The following is an 18,018-nucleotide window of genomic DNA, read 5'->3' on the forward strand; positions in this document are numbered from 1 at the left end:
TTGATTAAGCCGCCCGCATCTCGGCCAGGAACTGCAGCACCATGTTGCGCATAGTCTCTGCCTGCTGGGTGAGTTCCCGTGACGCCGTGAGCACCTGTTGGGCGGAAGCGCCGGTGCGTGTGGCCGCCTCGTTGACCTGCACGATATTGCCGGAAACTTCCTCGGTGCCCCTGGCCGCCTGCTGAACGTTGCCGGCGATTTCCGATGTCGCCACATTCTGCTCCTCGACCGCCGCCGAAATGGCCGCCGCGATTTCGTCGATACGGACAATCGTGCCGCCGATGCCCTTGATGGCATTGGCCGCGTCGCCGCTCACCGATTGCATCGCCTGGATCTGCTGGGCGATCTCGTCGGTTGCCTTCGCCGTCTGGGTCGCGAGATTCTTGACTTCCGAAGCCACGACCGCAAAGCCCTTGCCGGCATCGCCGGCGCGGGCGGCCTCGATCGTCGCATTGAGCGCCAGGAGGTTGGTCTGCGACGCGATCGAATTGATAAGTTCGACCACCTCACCCACCTTGGCGGCGGTCTCGACCAGACCAGCCACCGTGCCGTTGGTGCGTTCGGCCTCGGTCACCGCCTGGCGGGCAATGTTTTGCGACATGGTGACCTGCTGACCGATCTCGTTGGTGGATTTGGTCAGTTCGTCGGTGGCAACGGCCACCGTCTTCACATTGGCGCTGGCCTGTTCCGAAGCGGCGGCGACGGCCGTCGCCTTCTCGGCACTCTCGGCAGCCGCCCCGGTCATTTCCTGCGCCGTGCCGTTGAGTTGGCTCGCCGCACCTGTGACGGTATTGAGAACATCCTTGATCTTCGTGTCGAAATTACTGATCAGCTCCTCGACCACCTTGGCACGGCTCTGCCGCGCAGCCAGTTCCGCCTGCTGCGCCAATTCCAGACGCTGCCGCTCGACCGCGTTGGCCTTGAAGACCTCGACCGCCGAGGCCATGGCACCGATTTCATCCCGCTGGCCAAGGCCCGGAATCTCGGCCGAGGTATCGCCCGTGGCCAGGTTCGACATCGCCTGCGTCAGAGCGGAGATCGGGCGAATGACGCGGCGGCCGACAACGGAAAGACCAAACGCACACAGACCGATGGCGGCAATCACGACCAGTCCATGGGCGATCAGGCCGAGGCGCAACTGGGCGGTCCGGTCGGCCGCATGGGATTGCGCCGCCTTCACCACCAAGGTCACAAAACCCTTGAGCAGATCCGCCGGCGGCTTGGAGAAGCTGCGCCACTCCTTGGCCGTCATCTCCACCTTATCGCCCGCAACGAGCTGCTCGAAAATGGCATCGCGCTTAGGCGCGAAGTCGCCATGATAGACGCGTTCGATTTCGACGCGTGCCGCCACCAGTTCCGGACGTGTGGCGCCGGTATCGAGCACGCTCACCAAGCCTTCCCAACCCGTTTCCACGCGGGCCGCGGCGTCGATCGCCTTCTCGCGCATTTCCTGGGACAGTTCGCCCGCCAGCAAGGCGTCTTCGATCTGGCGGCGGAAGGTTGAATCGGTATCGCGGACGATCCAGCTCAGCTTGCGCGCGGTCAGCAATTGATCGATTACCGGATCGGCTAGCCGGATGGAGCCGGCAAAGGCATTCGAGGCGAGGCCCAGCTCTTCGACGAAATCGGCCGCGTAGCCATAATATTCCTTGCGCAGCTTCTCATCCCGCTGATTGACCGGCTTGGCAAAATCGGCCAAGCCCTGCTGGTAGAGAGCGTCGTATTTGGCAGCACTCGCCTGCAATTTGCCCTGCCATTGGTCGCGATCGGGCAAATCGCCCGCCGTGATGGCTGCCAGCGCTTCGGTCAGCGCCGCAGCCGCGATGCCGTGCAATTCGTCGATCTCGGCGCGCACCTCGGTATCGCCGGGTTCGGCGGCGAGCAGCGCACGATTGAGGACGCTGCGATCGTTGCGCAGGGCCTGCATGGCCTGGAAGACCAGCTTGTCGACGGCACTGACGTCCTGGATATGGGCGGCGGTGCGATAGCTCTGCCAGCCCGACCAGAGCGACCAGCCGGCACTCGACAGGAGGAGCAGGGCAATGGCGCTGAAAACGCCGGTCAGAATGACCTTGATCGTCAGGCCGGAAGCGCCGACCGAATCGCGGGCCGAATGAGGCATGGAAGCATCCTTTAAGCTGAAAAAACGCCATCTCAGGAATGTCTGGGTTCCTAGGCATTCTGTCCGCCAATTCTTAAGGACGCCTTAATTGCAAACTGTTGACTGTTGAATTCTGCAGCCCGGACGCACATTCCGGTGCGGTCTTTGCTTGCCCGTTCACGATGAGCTCAGAACTTGCGGTCCTGGTAGGGTATGCCCTTGCCGTCCTCGCAATAGCCCTTGAGGCTCAGCAGGAAGACGCCCCAATTGTAATTGCAGAAGCGATAGAACTCGGTGACGGCGCGCCATTTTTCCTGTTTCAGCGTGACCGCGACCTTCCCCTTGCGCGGCTCCAGATCGAAACTGATCTCGGTGCCGATCCATTCCGGATCGGAATCGAGGCAATGCCAGAGCTGGCGCCTGCCGGGAACAAGCTCCACGACCTTCATCCGGTCCGGCTTGCCGCTGCCGAAAGCGAAGCTGTTGATGGCCCCCACCTCCGGCGTCACGGAGAGGTTGTCGGTCCACACCGCAGCGAGACCCGCTTGTGTGGTGAGGGCCGCGAAGACCTGTTCGATCGGCGCCTTCACATATTGGATATGCTCGATGCTGGGCATGGTTCACTCCATCACGAAATGCGCTGGTCGTATTCGCGTTCGAGAGCGGCGTGGGTCGACCAGAAGGGACCCGGCGTGTTGCCGGCCAGCCGATCGGCGAGAATACCGAGATGGGTATGCCAGCCACCGGCAACGCTGAGCATGAAATCGCGGTTGGGCAGGCGCCGGTGGGTCAGCGTCAGGCGCACCTTGTCGCCGGCTTGCGACAGTTCGAACGTGACCTCCGAACCTTCGCCGCCCCAAAGATAGGCAAGCAGGCGCGGTTTTTCGCAGGCCGTCACCTGGCATTTCACCGAGGCACAGGCGGCATCCTTGTATTTCGCCGGCGGTGCTTCGTGCACCGGCGACAGATCGCTGTTGCGGAAGTTGAGCTCGACCGCACCGCCGACACGCTGCTCCATCGGTCCGCTCGCCAGCCACAGCCCGCGTTTTTCGGGATCGGTGAGGTATTCCCACACCCGCTCGATAGGTCCCGGCAACAGGCGTTCAAAGACGATGGTGCCGGCTTCGGTGATGGTCCCGTGCCGTTCGGCGATATCCGTGGTCATGGCCACTCTCCTGCCCTAGATGGGAAGTTACGTATGGTGAAGGCAAAGAACGTCGCGATAGGCGCAAAGATCATCGAGGAGCAGCTTCTCGTCAGAGAGGATCTTCGCCTTCTCCGCCGCGCCAATCAGCTGGATGATGTAGCTCTGCTCATCATTCCCCTGCCGGTCGATAAAGGGATGCAATAGGCTCGAAGGATCCGCCAGATCCGGCTTGGCACCGATATCCGCGTTGGTGATGTTCGGTGCGTAGAACATCAAATGCGGCATCGCCATGGTATGCACTTGCAGATCGGGCGGCCCGATCGTGCGCATGAGCGGGCCGACCATATAGGAAAGGCCCGCCTTCTCCGGCGCCTGATAGGTCTTGTCGTCATAGCGGCGCTGCACTTCGGCCTTCAGTTCCGCCGGCGCCATGCCTTCCGCGCGCAGTTGCGCCGCCTCTATGATGACCTTGAGATAGGTGGCCGTACCGGCCGCGTCATAGCAAAGGGGATAGTAGATATCGTTGCGAAAATCCGCCATCTCCCAGACGGTGCGCTGGACCAGGCAGGCAATGCCGCTGCTCCCTTGCCGCGCCAGCCGGTAACCCGATGCGGGATCGAGCAGATAGACCGATGCCGCGTCGCGCAATGCGGGTGGCAATGCACTCAAGGCGAAGCGGGTTTCAAGCTCAGCCGGCATCGGCTCGATGATTGTGTCGGCCGATCCGCTTGATTGTGTGGCCCAAATCATCCACCCGCCGGCAATGAGCGGCAGGGCCATGGCGATTTTCAGCGCGCTCATTTTGGTTTCCCTTTCCCTTGCTTCGCTGGCCGGGACTTTGCCAGCTTGGGCTTCGTCAGTTGCGCGTCTTCCTCGCGCAGAACTTTTTCCAGGGCATCGAGGCTGCCCTGCCAGAAGCGCCGCATGCGCTGCAGCCAATCATCCATCTCGGAGAGACCGTCGGGATCGAGGCTGTAGATCCGCCGCTGTCCATCGATCCGCACCTGCACCAGCCCGGCCTCGCGCAGGGCTTTCAAATGCTGCGAAATCGCCGGGGCCGAAAGATCGAACTGACCGGCGATGGTTCCGGCCGCCTGCTCGCCGGGGCCGAGAAACTCGACGATGCGGCGGCGGGTGGGATCGGCAAGGGCTGTGAAACTGTCCATGTCGGTATATTTATTAATTCACTTAATTAAGTCAACACGAAAATACATGCGTCAAAAAAACACCGCTGCCCGGCTGGGCGGCGGTGTTTTTCTTTGTATGTGCGCGGCTCAGTTCTTGGTCGGGAACAAGGCCGAGAGATCGCCCCAGCGCGATTGCTGGCCCTGATCGTCGAGCGGCTGCTGCATTTCCTCCGGCGCGTCCGGATTGGGCAGCGGATCGAGGGTCGCGGGCTTGCCGGCGGCCTTGCGCGCCTTGAGGATCGCGGCGTTGAGATCGGTCTGGGTGCAGAGGCCCAGGAGCACCGGATCGCGCGGGCGCAGATTGGCGGTGTTCCAATGGCTGCGGTCGCGGATGGCGGCGATGGTCTGCTTAGTGGTGCCGATCAGGCGCGAGATCTGCGCATCGGAAAGTTCCGGATGATGGCGGATGAGCCAGGCGACGGCGTCCGGCTTGTCCTGGCGCTTGGAAACCGGCGTGTAGCGCGGGCCCTTGGTACGGGTCAGCGGCTGCGGAATGTCCGACTTCGCCATCTTCAGATTGGCGGCACCATCTTCCTCGCAACGCTTGATCTCTTCCGCGGTCAGCTGGCCATTGGCGATGGGGTCCTGGCCGACGATGCCGATCGCCACTTCGCCGTCAGCGATACCCTGGACTTCCAGGGGATGCAGGCCGCAAAAGGCGCCGATCTGTTCGAAGCTCAAACCGGTATTGTCGATGAGCCAGACGGCGGTCGCCTTGGGCATCAGAACTTGGGTCATGACTAATCCTCCTTCGCCACCGGGGCGGCAACCCCGTTGGGCGGTCAAGCAACGACTTGACCATGTTGGGAAATTCGACCGCCCGCGCGAGCCTGGCCAAAACCCGCCCAGCGCGCAATCCAGCGATCCTCAATGGAGGCAAATAGCATTGGCCCCGCAGGCTGCCAAGGGCAATCTTTGCCGGATTTTGGGGTTTTCCCCGTAACGGCCTGGAATCAGGCCGAAATCGTCAACACGATCTTGCCGGTATGGGCGCTGGATTCCATCAATTCATGGGCCGCCGCCGCCTCTGCCAGCGGAAAGGTTTTGAAGAGCACCGGCTTGACCTTGCCGGCGGTCAGAAGCGGCCAGACCTGGGCCTTCAGCGCCGCCGCGATGGCACCCTTTTGCGCCACCGAACGCGGCCGCAAGGTGGAGCCGGTGATGGTCTGGCGCTTCATCATGACTTGCGCGAAATTCACCTCGGCCTTGGCGCCCTGCAGGAAGGCGATCATGACCAGACGACCATCCATGGCGAGGCAGGAGAGATTGCGGTTGATGTACTCGCCGCCGACCATGTCGAGGATGAGATCGGCACCCTTCTTGTCGGTCGCCCGCAATACCTCTTCCGCGAAATCCTGCTTGCGGTAATTAATGGCAAGATCGGCGCCGAGATCGCGGCAGGCTTTCGCCTTGTCGTCGCTGCCCACCGTCGCGATGACGCGCGCGCCGAAATGATGCGCGAGCTGAATGGCAGTCGTGCCGATGCCGCTGGACCCGCCATGCACCAGGAAGGTCTCGCCGGCTTGCAAGCGGCCGCGCTCGAAGACATTGGTCCAGACGGTGAAGAAGGTTTCCGGCACCGCCGCCGCATGGATCATGTCGAAGCCCGACGGAATGGGCAGAACCTGCGGTGCCGGCGCCGTGCAATATTCGGCATAGCCGCCGCCTGAAACCAACGCCATCACCTGGTCGCCCACGCGCCAATCCCTGACGTCATCGGCCAGCGCCACGATCTCGCCCGCGACTTCGAGGCCCGGCAAATCCGAAGCACCGGGCGGCGGCGCGTAACCCCCGGTCCGCTGCAGCACGTCCGGCCGGTTGATGCCGGCGGCCGCCACCTTGATCAGCACCTCGCCCGCAGCCGGTTTCGGCACCGGACGCTTGCCCGGCACCAGAACCTCGGGGCCGCCGAAGCGGGTGATCTCGATCGCGGTCATATTGGTGGGAATCATCGGGCGCCCTTTCGGTCCAATCTCACCTCGACCTAGCCGGGCGGCATGGCAATTGGCAAGGCCGGCGATTAGACTGACGAGCAAGCACCCGGATGATGAGCGCCACCATGGATACCGACGATCTCGAGCCCCGCGCCAAGAAGGCGCAAAAGCGCAACCTGGAACCGATGTCGGTCGAGGAGCTGCAGGCCTATATCGGGGAGCTGGAGGCCGAGATCGCGCGGGTCGAGGAAGACATCGCGCGCAAGAAAAAGCACCTCTCGGCGGCTGAAAGCCTGTTCAAAAAGTGAACAGCTATTCAGTTTCGCGGCACTTGCCCGAAAATCATGCAAGAAAGCAATAAAATTGCGGGTTGCGTTAACCGTTTGTTCACGCGCGCCGCTTAATTTGGCAGACAGGAAGGACCTCGTCCTTCCTCTCCTGGATCTCTCCGATCCAGTTTCATGCCTCCCTGTCTAACTTGCCGCCGGCCTTTGGGCCGGCGGATTTGTTCTGTCGGCACGGCATCTAATCACGACAGATTGAATCAGGATTTGCGGGCTCATCACGAATGCGCGCGTGGCCCATAGATGCGTCGAATCTGGCTTGACCTCGTCCCCCGCCAATCCTAACTTTCGGCTGCGACAAGTTAGACAGGTCTGAGGCTTTACGAAAATAGAGAGGGCCGCAACCGGGTGATCCGGTTAGCGGCCCTCCGCTTTTTCAGGCCAGCTAATTAAGCGGCCTTGTTCTCGATCACCTGCGGCTGCGCTTTCGGAGCAGCTTCGATCTTGATGGTGCGCGGCTTCATCGCCTCGGGCACCTCGCGCTTCAGATCGACATGCAGCAGACCATTGACCAGCGACGCACCGACGACACGAATGTGGTCGGCGAGTTCAAAGCGCCGTTCGAAGGCGCGGCCGGCAATGCCGCGATGCAGGTAATTGCGCGGCTTCTCGTCCTTGGCCGGTTTGCCGGCGACGACGAGTTGGTTTTCCTGCGCGGTGATGGTGATTTCTTCATCGGTGAAGCCGGCGACCGCCATGGTAATGCGATAGGAATCTTCGCCGTCCTGCTCGATGTTGTAAGGCGGGTAGGAAAGCTGTGCCTCGTCGGTCCGCAGCGCCGAATCCATCAGGCGCGAGACGCGGTCATAGCCGATCGAGGAACGAAAGAGCGGGGAGAGATCGAGAGTACGCATAGCCATATCCTCCTGTGAGCAACATGGAATTAGTTCCGGGCCATCACATGATCGACCCGACAAGTGAACCGATACCCGCATCCTGGGCGTATCGGCAAAGCAACATTTAGGTGGTCGTTTTGGCGCTTCAAGCCTTCATCATCACTTTTTCTTAACCTGTTGATTGTCTGTTAACGCGGGTGCCCGTGCCGTGGTCATATGAACCGTCGGCGCGACCAAACGTTTGGCCATGATCTCAGCCCCGCATTCACGCCGGAATTCACGGGGGTGAAGGCGGTCAAAGCCAGAAGGAGCGAGCGATCGATGGCCAGCATCGAGTTCTATGACCGCACCATGTCCGAGACGATGGGGCTGCTGGTCGAAGCACGGCGCTATCTGAGCGACCGCGCCGAGACCGACAACCGGCGCCTCACCATCGATCAGGGCTTGATGACGTCGGTCGAAACGATGCGCCTGGTTTCGCGCCTCACCGAGGCTCTGGCCTGGCTCCTCACCCATCGCGCCGTGCTGATGGGCGAGCTCTCCGTCGACGAGGCTTTGGCGCCCGAGCGGCGCCTGGGTGGGCATGATCTCTGTAGCCGCGATACCACCGAAGAGATGCGCCACATGCCGACCGATTTCCAGCATCTGCTGGCGCGCAGCCTGGAGCTCTACGAGCGCATCGCCCATCTCGACGCCCAGATCAGCGACCGGGCCCATAACCCGGAGGGTGCCGGTTCCTGGCCCCCGGAACGCGGCAGCGGCCGGGGCTGAGCCGCGCCAAAGGTCGGGGAACAAATCACCGGGCTGTGACGTTGTTACGGGTGCCCGATTTCCGGGCTGCCAACGGAGGACGTCATGAAGGGATTTCAGCTAGCGCTGGTCGCCGGCCTGCTGTTGCTGAGCGCCTGCGCCGAGAGCCGCATCTTCGACACCAATTGCAGCGGCAATGGCATGATCAGCAATCCAACTTATTGCAACAACGATCTCCACCCCTATGCCGGCCCCTGGGCGAATCGCGGCTAAGCCCGGGCGCCAAGCGCCCAAAGCCCGGCAGAAAGCAGAACGGCCGCCCCACCGGGCGGCCGTTGCCAATTCCGCGCTTTGACGCCGGACCGGGTCCGGCAGCAAGGCTTAGTCGTTGTTCTTCTTCAAGCCCAGGCCCGAGAAGCGCTTGTTGAACTTGGCGAGCTGGCCGCCGGAATCGAGCAAGCGATGGACACCGGTCCAGGCCGGATGCGACTTCGGATCGATGTCGAGGTTGAGGGTGTCCCCCTCCTTGCCCCAGGTCGACCGGGTCTTGAACTTGGTGCCGTCGGTCATGACGACATTGATCTCATGGTATTCGGGATGAATGTTGGCCTTCATGGCGATAGCTCCTGGAACAGATCCAATAAGATAAGACCCCTCCGGGCGCGAACCCTGGGCCAATTGGGGCCGGGTTATAACCAAGACCCCCGGCTATGGCAAGTAGTGGCGGGTTTGAGCGGACAAAGTCCCGTTTTCAAGCCGACTCCCTTCCAATATGGTTAACAAAACCCGAAGACTGCGTCACCCATTCTGCGGATAGGCGATATCCGGTGGATAGGTCGCGACAAAGGCCGGCAACGCCTCGCAGCGCGCCACCAAGGCGTCGAGGTTGGGATACCGGCCGGTGGGCGCCAGATCGGGATCGGTCATGCGGACATAGCGCAGCATGGAGACGGTGGTGATCCGGGCCTGGTCGATGGGCGCCGCCGCCGGCCAGGGAGTGGCGTCCAGGGCCGCGATGGCACCCGCCGCCTGGGTACGGCACCGGGCGATCCATTCCGGCCAGCGATATTGGGTGGGCCGGATGAGGCGCTCATAGCCCGAGGCCCCCGCCTTGTCGATCGCCCCGCAGCCGAGCGCAATCAATTGCAGCGCCCGCCGCCGCGCCACACCCTCCCGCGGCACCAATGCCCGTTCCGGACCCACGCATTCATCCAGCCAATCGAGGATCGCCACGGAATCGATCAGCACCTCGCCATCATCGAGAATGAGCGAGGGGATCCGCCCCAGCGGATTGGTCGTGCGCATGTCGTCAAAGTCGCCGAACACGGAACGCTTGTCATGCGTGTAGTCGAAGCCGAGCTGCGAGAGCGAAATCGCGACGCGGCGGACATAGGGGGAATCGAATTGGCCGACGAGGATCATGGACAAGGTCGCTCCTTTACTTAATCCGCGAAAATAGCTCGGATCATAATCATCCCTTGAAACCGCTCGAAGGAATCTTAAAGTTTTACAATCAGAATGCCAGAATGATGGCACGACCATCATCCAGCAATATTCGGACAATCAAGATGTTGGTCACACTTGAATTATGTATCACATCATGATACATGTTTGCGATGATCGTTAGCGCCAGAGACAAGCGGACGGCCGATGCCATAGCCGGAAAATTCGGCAAGGGGTTCCCCAGCGATCTCGTGAAGCGAACCCGCATTCTGCTGACCGTGCTTCAGGCCGCGACCATTCTTGACGACCTGAAGACACCGAGCGGCAATCACCTGGAAGCCCTGAAAGGTGATCGGGCTGGCCAGCATTCGGTACGGATCAACGATCAATGGCGCATCTGTTTTCGCTGGACGCCGGCCGGTCCAGAACAAGTTGAGATTGTCGACTATCACTGACGAGGACGAGCCATGCTTGTTGTGAAAAATCCGGTGCATCCCGGCGACGTGTTGAAGGAGCTTTACCTGGAGCCTGCCGGCTTGAGCACTGGGCAGCTTGCCAAGCGCCTGGGCGTGCCCCGGACGCGCATCGAACGTCTGGTACGGGGCGAAACCGCGATGACACCAGATACCGCCATTCGCCTCGCCCGCGCCTTTCGCACCAGTGGGCAGTTTTGGATGAACTTGCAGACGAATTACGACCTCTATTGGACTGGGCGGGATCTGAAGGTTGGGGGAATCAAGCCGATCGCCGCGTGAGGCACTGAACACAACTCGGCTCAAGGACCATTTCTCAGGCGCCCGCCACCCTACCGCGACAAAATGGTTAACGGGTGCGGTACTTTACCCATTGCGGGTCCCCGCCGGGGCGGCTATTCCAAAGCCGGTTTTAGCAATGATCAAATCGGCGAAGGATTCCCCCGGGACATGGACGATTCCACCTTCGAAAAGCTGGCCGATGCGACCCTCAAGGGGCTGATGGCGACGATCGAGGACGCTTTGGCCGACGAGATCGAGGATATCGACCTGCAGGGATCGGTTCTGACCATCGAACTGGCCGCCGGCGGCACCTATGTCGTCAACAAGCATGTCGCCAACAAGGAGATCTGGCTGTCCAGCCCCAGGAGCGGGGCGGCGCATTTCGCCTTCGATCCTGCGAGCGGGCAATGGCACTCGACCCGCGGCGGGGCGGATCTTCACGCACGCCTCGGCGCGGAGCTAAGCGAGGTGGCGGGAACGCCGCTGACCCTGACGCCCGCCGGCCAGGAAGGCTGAGGCCGCATCATGGCGCGTGGGCCCAATCTTCCCGACCGGCCGGTCTCGCGCGAATACCGGCGCCTCATCGATCTGTTGCGCTTCGTCGGGCCCTATCGCTGGCAGGTGGTCGGCGGCACCTTCGCACTGCTAATTTCGGCCAGCACAGTTCTGGCCCTGGGCAGCGGCATGCGCTATTTGGTCGATCGCGGCTTCGGCCTGGGCGATCCCGGGATTCTCGACCAGACGGTGCTGGCCCTCTTCGCCGTCACCGTGATCATGGCCTGTTCGACCTATGCGCGCTTTTTCCTGGTGACCTGGGTGGGCGAGCGCGTCGTGGCGGATGTCAGGAAGGCGGTCTTCGATCATATCGTGCGCCTGTCGCCCGGCTTCTTCGAGGTGACGCGGACCGGCGAGGTGATCTCGCGCCTCACCACCGACACCACCTTGCTGCAGACGGTGGTCGGGTCCTCGGCCTCGATCGCGCTGCGGAACTCGATCATGATGGTGGGGGCGACGGTGATGCTGTTCATCACCAGCCCGAAATTGACCGGCCTTGTGTTCCTGGTGATTCCCTTCGTGGTGGCGCCGATCATCATCTATGGCCGCAAGGTGCGGAAGCTCTCGCGCCTGTCGCAGGACAAGATCGCGGAAGTCTCGGCCGATGCCAGCGAATCCCTTTACGGCATCCGCACGGTCCAGGCCTTCGCCCATGAGAACGAGGACCGCGCGCGTTTTGCCGCGCGCGTCGAGGAAGCCTTCGACGCCGCGCGCGACCGCATCCGCGCCCGCGCCCTCCTCACCGGCCTCGTCATCTTGCTCATCTTCGGCGCCATCTCGATCGTGCTCAAGATCGGCGGCGGCGACGTGCTCTCGGGCGACATTTCGGCCGGCCAGCTTTCCGCCTTCGTCTTCTATGCGATCGTGGCCGCCGGGTCGCTGGGCGCCATCACCGAGGTGGTGGGCGATCTGCAACGCGCGGCGGGTGCGATGGAACGCATCATCGAGCTGTTGAACACGCGCCCGATCATCGAGGCGCCGGCAAGCCCGCGCGCTTTGCCGCATCCGGTGACGGGACGCATCAAGTTCGATCACGTCACCTTCTTCTATCCCTCGCGCCCCGAAACCAAGGCGCTCGACGATTTCTCGCTGGAGATCGCGCCCGGCGAGACGGTGGCGATCGTCGGTCCGTCCGGTGCCGGCAAGACCACGGTCATGCAATTGCTGATGCGCTTCTACGATCCGGATCAGGGGCGCATCACGCTCGACGGAATCGACGTCAAGGATTTCGCGCCGGAAGAACTGCGCGGCACGATGGGGCTGGTGCCGCAGGATCCGGTGATCTTCTCCACCAGTGCCGCCGAGAACATCCGCTATGGTCGGCCGGATGCGGATGACGCGGCCGTGCGCCTGGCCGCCGATGCCGCCCATGCCAGCGAGTTCATCGACCGCCTGCCGCAGGGTTTCGACGCGCATCTGGGCGAGCGCGGCGTGCGCCTCTCCGGCGGGCAGCGCCAGCGTATCGCGATTGCACGCGCTGTCCTGCGCGATCCTGCCTTGCTGCTGCTCGACGAAGCGACCTCGGCGCTGGATGCGGAATCGGAGCAGATGGTGCAGGCCGCCCTCGACCGCGCCATGGAGAACCGCACCACCATCGTCATCGCGCACCGGCTGGCGACCGTGCTGAAGGCCGACCGCATCGTGGTGATGGACAAGGGCCGGATCGATGCCATCGGCACCCATGCCGAGCTAATCCGCCAGGGCGGACTCTATGCGCGTCTGGCCGAGCTGCAATTCGACCAACCGCAAGCAGCGGCGTGATGGCCACCCGCCCCAAACAGCCGGCGATCACCGTCATCGGCGGCGCCAATCTCGACATCAAGAGCCGCATCGCCGGCAAGGCCATTGCCGGCACCTCCAATCCCGGCTGGACCGAGATGAGCCCCGGCGGCGTCGGGCGCAACATCGCCGAGAACCTGGCGCGGCTGGGGGCGCGCGTGAGCCTGCTCACCCTTATCGGCGAGGATACGAATGGCGACCGGCTGCGGCGCAGCGCCCGCGCCGCCGGCATCGACACAACGCTGATGATGCGCCGGCGGGGATCGACCGGTACCTATAGCGCCACGCTGGATGCCGAGGGCGAGATGCTGATCGCGGTCAGCGACATGCGGCTCATCGACGGGATGAAACCCGGCGACATCACGCGGCACAAAGATGTGTTGGCGCAATCCGATCTGCTGGTGGGCGACGCCAATCTGCCAGCGGTCTGCCTCAACGCGTTGCTGCGCCTCGCCGCCCGGGCGGAGGTGCCGCTGGTGCTGGAACCGGTTTCGGTGCCCAAGGCGAAACGCCTGCGCCCGCTGCTCGATGAGGGCCTGCCGATCATGGCGCTGACACCCAACCGTGACGAGTTGGGCGAACTCACCGGCATGCCGGTCAAGAATGAGCGCGATCTCGGCCGTGCCGCCTTGCGGCTGCATGAACGAGGTGTCGCGCATGTGCTGGTCGGCCTCGGCGCCGCTGGCTGTTTCCTGTCCTCGGCCGAAGAGGGGCAGCACATGATCGCCACGCGCAAGGCCGGCGCCATCCGCGACGTGACCGGCGGCGGCGATGCGATGGTGGCGGGCTTTGCCTATGGCCTTGCCAGCGGCATGGATGCCCGGCAGGCTGCCCGGAAGGGCCAGGAACTGGCGGCAAGCGCCGTGCGTTCGATGCAGAGTGTCGCCGCGAAAACGAGCAACACCGCGAGGAAACAGCCATGAAGAATTATCTGGACGTCGCCCCGGAAGTCGCCGAGGCAGTAAAGGCCGGGCGCGCCGTGGTGGCGCTCGAATCCACCATCATCGCCCATGGCATGCCTTATCCGCAGAATCTCTCTACCGCGCGGGGCGTCGAGGCGATCATCCGCCAGAACGGCGCCGTGCCGGCCACCATCGCCATCCTGAACGGGCGCCTGAAAGCAGGCCTGACCGATGCAGAGATCGAGGAGGTCGCAAAATCCGGCGATATGGTGAAAGCCAGCGTGCGCGACATGCCGGTGCTGGTCGCCAGTGGCGGCCATGGTGCGACGACCGTCGCCAGCACCATGCGCATCGCCGCCATGGCCGGCATTCGCGTTTTCGCGACCGGTGGTATCGGCGGCGTGCATCGCGGTGCCGCGAAGAGCCTCGACATCTCTGCCGATCTCCAGGAGATGGCCAAGAGCGATGTCGCGGTCGTCTGTGCCGGGGCGAAATCGATCCTCGATATCGGCCTGACGCTGGAATATCTGGAAACGCTGGGCGTCCCCGTCATCACCCATGGAAGTGACGATTTCCCGGCCTTCTATTCCCGAGAGAGCGGGCACAAATCCCCGTTCCGCGCCGATAGTGCCCAGGAGATCGCTGCCATCTGCCACGCGAAATGGGATATGGGGCTGGCCGGCGGCCTGGTCATCGCCAACCCGATCCCAACAGCCGACGAGATCCCCGGCGCCGAGATGGACCGACAGATCCATGCTGCCCTGGTCGAGGCCGACACGATGGGCGTCAAGGGAAAGGCCGTCACCCCCTTCCTGCTGAAGCATGTGGCCGCCCTGACCGAGGGCCGCTCGCTCACCGCCAATATCGCGCTGGTGCGGAACAATGCGCGGCTGGGGGCCGAGATCGCCCGGGCTTTGGCCGGGAAATAACCCCAACATCGCGTCTTAGGACCTTGCCCGCAAACCCTTGAAACTCTTCACTTTTGATTGAACCATCATTCAATATAAACACTCTATTGATATGAAATAATTGACTTTATTCACTCTGTATTGCATGATCTACCGCATATAAACGCCGGACAAATCGGGAGCGGGTCATGACGATGATGCAGAATCTCAAAGGCCAACAGAACGAAACCCATGGCGGCCTGGCGGTGAGCCTGCCGGCCTGGGCCTACAGCAATGACGAACTGGCCGAGATCGAATATGAGCGCGTCATCCTGCCCTCCTGGCAGTTCGTCTGCCATATCAGCCAGGTAAGCCAGCCGGGCGATTACGCGACCCTCGACATGAAGAAGGATTCGATCCTGGTGATCCGCGCCAGGGACGGCGTGTTGCGTGCCTTCATGAATGTCTGCCGGCACCGCGCGGCCAAGCTGCTGGACGGGACCGGCTCGTGCAAGGGCCGCATCACCTGCCCCTATCACGGCTGGAGCTATGACCTTGGCGGCGAGTTGAAGGCCGTCCCCTCGCAGCACACCTTCCCCGGAATCGAGAAGGACAAACTGGGCCTGATGCCGGTCGAGATGGAGATCCTGCACGGCATGGTCTTCATCCGTGTCGTTTCGGGCGGGCCGAGCTTGCGCGAGAGCTTCGGCGCGGCGGCCGATCTCCTTGCGCCCTATCGCCTCGAGGAAATGGTGCCGTCGGGCGAACCCTGGATCGACACCTGGAACTGCAATTGGAAGATCGCGGTCGACAACAATCTGGAAAACTATCACGTGCCGATCGGGCATCCCGGTTATCACCGCATGCTGGACAGCGATCTCTCCGGCGTCATCAACGAGCATGGCGTTGCCCACAGCGTCAGCGTGCTGAAGGAAAAGCCTTCCGCCAATTGGGCCGAGCGCATGTACCAGAAGCTGGCCCCGCAGGTGCTGACCGAACTGGATCCCGAGACGCGCAAGACCTGGCTGTTCTATTCCATGGCGCCCAATATCGGCATCGACATCTATCCCGACAGCTTCGACATCTTCCAGATCCTGCCCAAGGACGGCACCACCTGCGTCATGCGCTATCCGGTCTTCGTGCGGCCGGGGTCGGGAGCGGTCGCTGGGGGGAACGGGCGGGAGCGCAAGGTGCTGCAATACCTCAATCAGCGGATCAACCGGCAGGTCGGCCATGAGGACCGGGAATTGTGCGAACGGGTCCAGACCGGCATGACCTCCCACGGCTATGAGCCGGGGCCGCTTTCCAATTACGAGCATGCGGTGGTAGATTTCCACAATCGGATTCGTGCCGCCTGCCCGATCGTTGCCGAGACGCAGGCGCCGGCATCCGGAACCGTGCGGCGGCGCAACGATGCCTTGCTGGGGACGGAACGGTCGGCGGCCTGAGTTTTGGGCCGCCAGATGGCCGTCAGCATCACCAGCAGAGGCGTTACGCGGTTTCTGCCGCCTGAAAAGGCAAGAGGCATGAGCCGCGAACTGGCCAAGGAAGCGCGACGCCGGCAGCTGATCGAAGCGACCATCGACGGCATCGCCCGCAAGGGCTTTACCGATCTCAAGATTGCCGACGTCGCCGCCGAAGCCGGTCTTTCGGTGGGCATCGTGAATTTCTATTTCAAGAGCAAGGATGCGCTCCTCATCGCGACCTTGAAGCATCTGGTCGAGGATTACGAGCAGCATGTGGCGCAAACCCTGGCGCGGGCCGGCAAATCCGCCGCGACCCAGATCGACGCCATGATCGAGGCGGACTTCGCCCGCAACCATGCCAACCGCAAATATGTCACCGTCTGGTACGCCTTCTGGGGCGAGACGCGCTGGCGGCCGGAATTCTCGAAGCTCTGCGCCGATCTTTCCACCTCGTTCCAGCAGAGCATGACGCGCAGCATTGAGCGTCTGATCGAGGAAGGCGGCTATCAGGGGATCGATGCCGGGCTGGTGGCGCGCGGCTTCAACGCCATGATCGACGGATTGTGGCTCGACATGCTGATCAATCCCAAACAGACCGACCGCGACACGGCCAAGGCCAGCGTCCGGACCTATCTCGCCGCCCTTTTCCCCAAGGAATTCGGGCAGCAGCGACAGCAGCACCCGGGTCAATCCGAACCCAGCGCCGCCTGACCCTTCCGCCAATCCACCGGAGTCGCCATGACCATCCCGCTTCCTCCCCGTGCCCGCGCGATCCAGGCGCGCGTGCGTGCCTTCGTCGATGCCGAACTCATTCCCTGGGAAGTGCATGCCGAGATGCATGAAGGCCTGGTGCCCGAGGATGTCTGGCAGCGCATGAAGACGAAGGCCCGGGAAGCCGGGCTCGACAACATGGATCTGCCCGAAAGCATGGGCGGACGCGGCTACAGCAAGCTTGAGCAGGCAGTGGCGCAGGAACAGACCGGGCGCGTCACCAATGCGCTGGGCTGGTGCGCCAACAATCCGCAAAGCTGGATGCTGGAGGCCTGCTCGCCCTACCAGATCGAAACCTGGATCAAGCCGCTGATGACCGATGCGCGGCACGAATGTTATGCGATCACCGAGGCTGAGGCGGGGTCGGATGTCGATGCCATACAGTCGACTGCGCGGCGCGACGGGGACCATTACGTGCTCAACGGCGAGAAATGGCATGTGACCAGCGCCAATCTCGCCGATTTCATGTTCTTCCAGGCCAAGATCGCCGATGGCCCCAACAAGGGGGCCCACGCCCTCTTCTTCGTCGATCACGCGACGCCTGGGATCGAATTGGTGCGCAGCCCCGCTTACACGCATACCTACCGGGCGCACCACCCGATCTACCGCTTTCACGACGTGCGCGTCCCCGTAGCCAACCGGATCGGCGCGGAAGGCGATGGCATGGGCTTCACCTATGCCTGGTTCCGCCACGAGCGGCTGATGATCGCGGCGCGCTGCTGCGGGGCGGCGGAGCGCCTGATCGAGGAAGCAACCGCCTTTGCCAAGAGCCGCATCGTCTTCGGCCAGCCTTTGGCCGAGCAGCAGGCCATCCAGTTCATGCTGGCCGACAGCGTCACCGAGCTTTTCGCCGCGCGGCTCATGACCTATGAGACGGCCCGCGCAATCGATGAGGGCGCCGACCTCAAGACGGCCCACGGCCAATGCGCCATGGTGAAGCTCTATGCCAGCGAGATGGCCGGCCGGGTTGCCGACCGCGCCGTGCAGATCTTCGGCGGTCGCGGCTACATGCGCGAGAACGTGGCCGAGCGCTTTTTCCGCGAACTCCGGGTCGACCGGATCTGGGAAGGTGCCAGCGAAATCCAGCGCGTCATCATCGCCAACGGCCTGCTGAAGCGCGGCGTGAGGTCGCTGGTGGAATAGCCGGGTGTGAGGCCAAGC

22 protein-coding genes are annotated in these 18,018 nt (G+C 62.8%); 12 read left to right on the plus strand and 10 right to left on the minus strand.

The window, feature by feature from the left end; all coding sequences use genetic code 11:
• Positions 1 to 4: 4 nt before the first annotated feature.
• From ACE3PR_RS03295 to ACE3PR_RS03325, 7 genes are all read right to left on the minus strand, one after another.
• The gene (locus ACE3PR_RS03295) at positions 5 to 2,122 is read right to left on the minus strand and encodes a methyl-accepting chemotaxis protein (RefSeq protein ID WP_374368148.1); all 2,118 of its coding nucleotides are present in this window, start codon (positions 2,120 to 2,122) and stop codon (positions 5 to 7) included.
• A gap of 167 nt (positions 2,123 to 2,289) precedes the next feature.
• Entirely contained in the window at positions 2,290 to 2,718 is a 429-nt protein-coding gene (locus tag ACE3PR_RS03300; RefSeq protein WP_374368151.1) for an SRPBCC domain-containing protein, read from the minus strand.
• 11 nt (positions 2,719 to 2,729) lie between these two features.
• The gene (locus tag ACE3PR_RS03305) at positions 2,730 to 3,266 is read right to left on the minus strand and encodes an SRPBCC family protein (RefSeq protein WP_374368154.1); all 537 of its coding nucleotides are present in this window, start codon (positions 3,264 to 3,266) and stop codon (positions 2,730 to 2,732) included.
• A gap of 27 nt (positions 3,267 to 3,293) precedes the next feature.
• Positions 3,294 to 4,049 (minus strand): hypothetical protein, encoded by a 756-nt coding sequence (locus ACE3PR_RS03310; protein ID WP_374368157.1) that lies wholly within the window; start codon positions 4,047 to 4,049, stop codon positions 3,294 to 3,296.
• Positions 4,046 to 4,414 (minus strand): metalloregulator ArsR/SmtB family transcription factor, encoded by a 369-nt coding sequence (locus tag ACE3PR_RS03315; RefSeq protein ID WP_374368159.1) that lies wholly within the window; start codon positions 4,412 to 4,414, stop codon positions 4,046 to 4,048. The genes ACE3PR_RS03310 and ACE3PR_RS03315 overlap by 4 nt, the downstream gene beginning before the upstream one ends.
• Positions 4,415 to 4,522: 108 nt before the next feature.
• The gene (locus ACE3PR_RS03320; protein ID WP_374368162.1) at positions 4,523 to 5,173 is read right to left on the minus strand and encodes a DUF1013 domain-containing protein; all 651 of its coding nucleotides are present in this window, start codon (positions 5,171 to 5,173) and stop codon (positions 4,523 to 4,525) included.
• Between the two features lie 215 nt (positions 5,174 to 5,388).
• Entirely contained in the window at positions 5,389 to 6,387 is a 999-nt protein-coding gene (locus ACE3PR_RS03325; protein ID WP_374368165.1) for an NAD(P)H-quinone oxidoreductase, read from the minus strand.
• Between the two features lie 92 nt (positions 6,388 to 6,479).
• Here ACE3PR_RS03325 and ACE3PR_RS03330 point away from each other — a divergent pair, with 92 nt between their 5' ends.
• On the plus strand, positions 6,480 to 6,677 hold the full coding sequence (locus ACE3PR_RS03330; protein ID WP_374368168.1) for a DUF1192 domain-containing protein: 198 nt from the start codon (positions 6,480 to 6,482) through the stop codon (positions 6,675 to 6,677).
• A 425-nt stretch (positions 6,678 to 7,102) separates the two neighbouring features.
• On the opposite strand, the gene ACE3PR_RS03335 is transcribed toward ACE3PR_RS03330, so the two are convergent.
• Positions 7,103 to 7,567, minus strand: coding sequence for an Hsp20 family protein (locus ACE3PR_RS03335; protein ID WP_374369312.1), 465 nt, complete (start codon positions 7,565 to 7,567; stop codon positions 7,103 to 7,105).
• A gap of 303 nt (positions 7,568 to 7,870) precedes the next feature.
• On the opposite strand from ACE3PR_RS03335, the gene ACE3PR_RS03340 reads away from it, so the two are divergent.
• Together ACE3PR_RS03340 and ACE3PR_RS03345 are read left to right on the plus strand one after the other, a co-directional pair.
• Positions 7,871 to 8,320 carry a DUF1465 family protein gene (locus ACE3PR_RS03340; RefSeq protein ID WP_374368170.1) on the plus strand — a complete coding sequence of 150 codons (450 nt, stop codon included), beginning with the start codon at positions 7,871 to 7,873 and terminating at the stop codon, positions 8,318 to 8,320.
• A gap of 84 nt (positions 8,321 to 8,404) precedes the next feature.
• A complete protein-coding gene (locus ACE3PR_RS03345; protein ID WP_374368173.1) occupies positions 8,405 to 8,572 on the plus strand; it encodes a hypothetical protein in 168 nt (55 codons plus the stop codon).
• 108 nt (positions 8,573 to 8,680) lie between these two features.
• Here the strand turns inward: ACE3PR_RS03345 and rpmE are convergent, their stop codons facing one another.
• Together rpmE and ACE3PR_RS03355 are read right to left on the minus strand one after the other, a co-directional pair.
• Positions 8,681 to 8,914, minus strand: coding sequence for a 50S ribosomal protein L31 (gene rpmE, locus ACE3PR_RS03350; protein ID WP_374368175.1), 234 nt, complete (start codon positions 8,912 to 8,914; stop codon positions 8,681 to 8,683).
• A 183-nt stretch (positions 8,915 to 9,097) separates the two neighbouring features.
• Positions 9,098 to 9,721, minus strand: coding sequence for a glutathione S-transferase family protein (locus ACE3PR_RS03355; protein WP_374368177.1), 624 nt, complete (start codon positions 9,719 to 9,721; stop codon positions 9,098 to 9,100).
• A 194-nt stretch (positions 9,722 to 9,915) separates the two neighbouring features.
• Here ACE3PR_RS03355 and ACE3PR_RS03360 point away from each other — a divergent pair, with 194 nt between their 5' ends.
• The 9 genes from ACE3PR_RS03360 to ACE3PR_RS03400 all read left to right on the plus strand — a co-directional run bounded on the left by ACE3PR_RS03360 (position 9,916) and on the right by ACE3PR_RS03400 (position 18,000).
• On the plus strand, positions 9,916 to 10,197 hold the full coding sequence (locus tag ACE3PR_RS03360) for a type II toxin-antitoxin system RelE/ParE family toxin (RefSeq protein ID WP_374369314.1): 282 nt from the start codon (positions 9,916 to 9,918) through the stop codon (positions 10,195 to 10,197).
• 12 nt (positions 10,198 to 10,209) lie between these two features.
• Positions 10,210 to 10,497 (plus strand): HigA family addiction module antitoxin, encoded by a 288-nt coding sequence (locus ACE3PR_RS03365; RefSeq protein WP_374368179.1) that lies wholly within the window; start codon positions 10,210 to 10,212, stop codon positions 10,495 to 10,497.
• Positions 10,498 to 10,665: 168 nt separating this feature from the next.
• Positions 10,666 to 11,013, plus strand: coding sequence for an iron donor protein CyaY (gene cyaY, locus ACE3PR_RS03370; RefSeq protein ID WP_374368183.1), 348 nt, complete (start codon positions 10,666 to 10,668; stop codon positions 11,011 to 11,013).
• Positions 11,014 to 11,022: 9 nt separating this feature from the next.
• Positions 11,023 to 12,813, plus strand: coding sequence for an ABC transporter transmembrane domain-containing protein (locus ACE3PR_RS03375; protein ID WP_374368185.1), 1,791 nt, complete (start codon positions 11,023 to 11,025; stop codon positions 12,811 to 12,813).
• Complete coding sequence (locus ACE3PR_RS03380) at positions 12,813 to 13,754, plus strand: carbohydrate kinase family protein (protein ID WP_374368187.1); 942 nt, start codon at positions 12,813 to 12,815, stop codon at positions 13,752 to 13,754. Before ACE3PR_RS03375 ends, ACE3PR_RS03380 begins: the two co-directional genes overlap by 1 nt.
• Entirely contained in the window at positions 13,751 to 14,662 is a 912-nt protein-coding gene (locus ACE3PR_RS03385) for a pseudouridine-5'-phosphate glycosidase (RefSeq protein ID WP_374368189.1), read from the plus strand. Before ACE3PR_RS03380 ends, ACE3PR_RS03385 begins: the two co-directional genes overlap by 4 nt.
• 167 nt (positions 14,663 to 14,829) lie before the next feature.
• Positions 14,830 to 16,068, plus strand: a complete 1,239-nt coding sequence (locus ACE3PR_RS03390; protein ID WP_374368192.1) for an aromatic ring-hydroxylating dioxygenase subunit alpha — start codon at positions 14,830 to 14,832, stop codon at positions 16,066 to 16,068.
• Between the two features lie 78 nt (positions 16,069 to 16,146).
• Complete coding sequence (betI, locus tag ACE3PR_RS03395; RefSeq protein ID WP_374368194.1) at positions 16,147 to 16,797, plus strand: transcriptional regulator BetI; 651 nt, start codon at positions 16,147 to 16,149, stop codon at positions 16,795 to 16,797.
• Positions 16,798 to 16,824: 27 nt separating this feature from the next.
• Positions 16,825 to 18,000, plus strand: coding sequence for an acyl-CoA dehydrogenase family protein (locus ACE3PR_RS03400; RefSeq protein ID WP_374368196.1), 1,176 nt, complete (start codon positions 16,825 to 16,827; stop codon positions 17,998 to 18,000).
• The last annotated feature ends 18 nt before the right edge of the window (positions 18,001 to 18,018 follow it).

Source organism: Dongia sp. (assembly GCF_041909655.1).
Classification (GTDB): Bacteria; Pseudomonadota; Alphaproteobacteria; order Dongiales; family Dongiaceae; genus Dongia.